At 39.7% G+C, this 3645-nt stretch carries 1 protein-coding gene; it reads left to right on the top strand.

The window, feature by feature from the left end:
- Nucleotide 1 precedes the first annotated feature (1 nt).
- Nucleotides 2-3178, top strand: a complete 3177-nt coding sequence (locus HT679_RS10835) for a sialidase domain-containing protein (RefSeq protein WP_173214588.1) — start codon at nt 2-4, stop codon at nt 3176-3178.
- The last annotated feature ends 467 nt before the right edge of the window (nt 3179-3645 follow it).

The raw sequence follows: 3645 nt of genomic DNA, 5'->3' as shown, positions 1-3645 counted from the left end.
GGTGGCGGGGGGGGGGGGGGGGGGGGGGAGCTCAACCCTAACTGATACAGAAAAGAGCCAGCCTTCTGAGGAAGGAGAAAATATAACTCTTCCTGCAGAGTATGTAGAGTCTGTTTCAGAGACTGAACTTTCTGGCAATGAGCAAGAACATGAAGACAAGCAAGAAGAAAAAATTCCAAGAGATTACTATGCACGAGATTTAGAAAATGTCGAAACAGTGATAGAAAAAGATGACTTAGAGACGAATGATTCAAACGAAAAAAGAGTAGACTTGTCTGATGAGTTGGAGAAAGTAAAGGGACTCCAAAATGCAACTGTTCATGTGGAGTTCAAACCGGCTGCTGATGGTCCTAGTTTTTACAATCTCTTTTCTGCTTCCAGTACAACTAAAGTAAATGAGTACTTTACAATGGCAATCAATAATGGGACAGCTTTGATAGAGGGACGTGGAGCTGATGGTAGTCAATTTTATGGAAGTTATACAGATGCGCCTTTGAAGATTAGACCAGGCAAGTATAATTCGGTTACTTTTACTGTTGAAAGACCAAGAAAGGATAGTCCAAATGGTCAAGTTCGTCTTTATGTGAATGGTGTATTATCTCGTACGAATAAAAAGTCAGGGAAATTCCTGGCAGACATGCCAGATGTGGATAAACTCCAGTTAGGTGCAACTAATAGAGCAGGAGAACTGAAGTGGGGCTCAGATCTTTCTATTCGTAATCTGACTGTATACAATCGTGCTCTAACTCCAGAGGAAGTCAAAAAACGTAGCCAGTTATTTGATGTGACAGATATTGAGCCGTCACTTGCTGAAGGGGCAGTCTTGACAGAGAAGCAAGAGTTGTTTATGAGTGGTGTCAATGATAAGCCAAATAGTGAAGGAATTAAGAGTTATCGGATTCCAGCTTTGCTACGTACGGATAAAGGAACATTACTGGCAGGGGCAGATCAGCGTCGTCTCCACCATTCTGATTGGGGAGATATTGCTATGGTCGTTAGGAGAAGTGAGGATGGGGGAACTACTTGGCAGCCAACCTTAACCTTGACTAATCTACGAGACAATCCAGAAGCAAAAGATCCACAGGCACCATCTCCACTTAATATCGATATGGTCTTGGTTCAAGATCCTACCACAAAGAGAATTTTTTCAATCTACGATATGTTTCCAGAAGGTCGAGCTGTCTTTGGAATGCCAAACAAACCTCAAAAAGCTTATCAACAAGTTGGAGACAAGCACTATCAATTACTATATAAACAAGGGGAAAATCAAGCATATACTGTTCGAGAAAACGGAGAAGTATATGATGCAAATAATCAAAAAACAGATTATCGCGTTGTAGTGGATCCAAAAGAAGAAGCCTACAGAGATAAGGGTGACCTCTATAAAGGAGAAGAGCTTCTTGGAAATATCTACTTTGCTCAATCTGCTAAAAATCCATTTCGTGTAGCCTATACGAGCTATTTGTGGCTTTCCTATAGTGATGATGATGGGAAAACTTGGTCGCAACCAAGAGATATTACACCATCAATTCGCCAAGATTGGATGAAATTTTTAGGAACAGGTCCAGGTACAGGAATTGTGCTTAGAACAGGAGAGCACAAGGGACGTATCCTAGTTCCCACTTATACCACCAATGCTATCTCTCATCTAAGCGGATCTCAGTCTTCTCGTTTGATTTATTCAGATGACCATGGAGAAACATGGCAGGCTGGAGCTGCTGTTAATGATGATAGGACGGTAGGCAGAAGGAAAATTCATTCCTCAACTATGAATAATAGTCCTGCCCAAAATACAGAGTCAGTTGCTGTACAGTTAAATAATGGTGATGTGAAACTCTTTATGAGAGGATTAACGGGTGATTTACAGGTTGCCACAAGTAAAGATGGTGGGCAAACTTGGGACAAAGAAATCAAGAGATACAATCAGGTTAAAGATGTTTATGTCCAAATGGCTGCTATTCACACCATGCACGAAGGAAAAGAATACATCATTTTAACCAATTCAGGAGGACCTAAACGGACGAATGGAATGGCTCATTTGGCTCGTGTAGAGGACAACGGAGACTTGACTTGGTTACATCATAGACCAATTCAAAAAGGAGAGTTTGCCTATAATTCGCTTCAAGAATTAGGAAATGGTGAGTATGGTATCTTGTATGAACATACTGAAAAAGGACAGAATGCCTATACCCTATCATTTAGAAAATTTAACTGGGAATTTTTAACAAAAGATCCGGTATATCCAACGAGTGTAACTATCAGGGAAGTTCGTAAATTGGAAACAGAAGAAGAGGATGCAGAACAAGGCATCTTAGCTATGCAATTTGATTCTGAGGTACTAGTGAATTCTATTCCGACTTTGACTTTAGCGAATGGACACAAAGCTACCTTCTTGACCCAGGCAGATCAAAAAACTCTACTTTTCACCTTTAATAAAGAAGATGCAGGTCAAGAAATTACAGGTCTACTGGCCGGTAGAATTGACAGTATGCATGATTTACCAGTTACACTAGCTGGTAGTAGAATTCCTGAAGATACGAAAGAAAATCCTGTCGAGACCATGAATACAGTAAGAGAAGATGTATCTGAGGAGATGACAGAAAGGAAGTCAGAGAAGAATCAAGTGTCTATGGAGCCTTCAGGCAGAATGGTAGCAAACTCTCCTCTTACTTCTTTTGCTCCTCGTTACCTCCAATCTTATGTAGGAGATGTTACTTTAACTCCTCTTAAAACTGAGACTAAAGTTCCAGTAACGACTGGTTGGAAGCAAGAAAATGGTGCGTGGTATTTTTATACATCTGCTGGTGAAGTGGTGAAAGGCTGGCATCAGGAAGCGGGTAAATGGTACTACTTGAGTTCTACTGGTGCGATGGCAACTGGTTGGGTGAAAGATGGTAACCAATGGTATTACTTGAGTGAGAGTGGAGCAATGTCCACTGGCTGGGTTGAATCCAGCGGTGTGTGGTACTATCTCAATGCTAACGGTTCAATGGAAACTGGTTGGATAAAAGATGGAGACCATTGGTACTATCAGGAATCATCTGGTGCAATGAAGGTAAATCAATGGTTCCAAGTTGGAGATAAATGGTACTATGTTAATGAAAGCGGAAGATTAGCGGTTAATACTATAGTAGATGGTTATCAAGTTAACTCCAATGGGGAGTGGGTCAACTACTAGAACCTTGGATGTTGATGAATAACTGAGACACGTTTTGTCCGTCATAGAGATTAAAAGTTTATTTAGATAGTTTTAGTAGAAATTTCTACTCTAAGAAAAAATCAATTTAGATGAGCTCCTATTGCCGGGTAAATGACTTGCTAGTCGTAAATAAACTGTATATTTCTGACTGGATACTAATAGTCGCAACTTAACAGTTCGCTTTAAGTGTTAAAATGCATATAGCTAGTTATTGGTTATATGCGTTTTTGTTTTTAATTATTTTATTTCTTGTCTTGGAATATAGGTAAAGTTATAGTAAAATAAAATTCTGTAAATCATATTGGTAGATATACAAGAAGAGTGTATTGTTGACAATACAGCACATAGAATCCAACATGTCCTTATACTCAAAAAATCAAAGAGCAAATTAGGAAGCTAGCCGTAGCCTGCCCAAAACACTGTTTTGAGGTTGTAGATGAAACTGA

This window comes from Streptococcus sp. 4886 (assembly GCF_013276485.1).
Lineage (GTDB): Bacteria > Bacillota > Bacilli > Lactobacillales > Streptococcaceae > Streptococcus.
The sequence above is the reverse complement of the archived record's forward strand: the minus strand, read 5'-3'. Positions and strand labels throughout refer to the sequence as shown.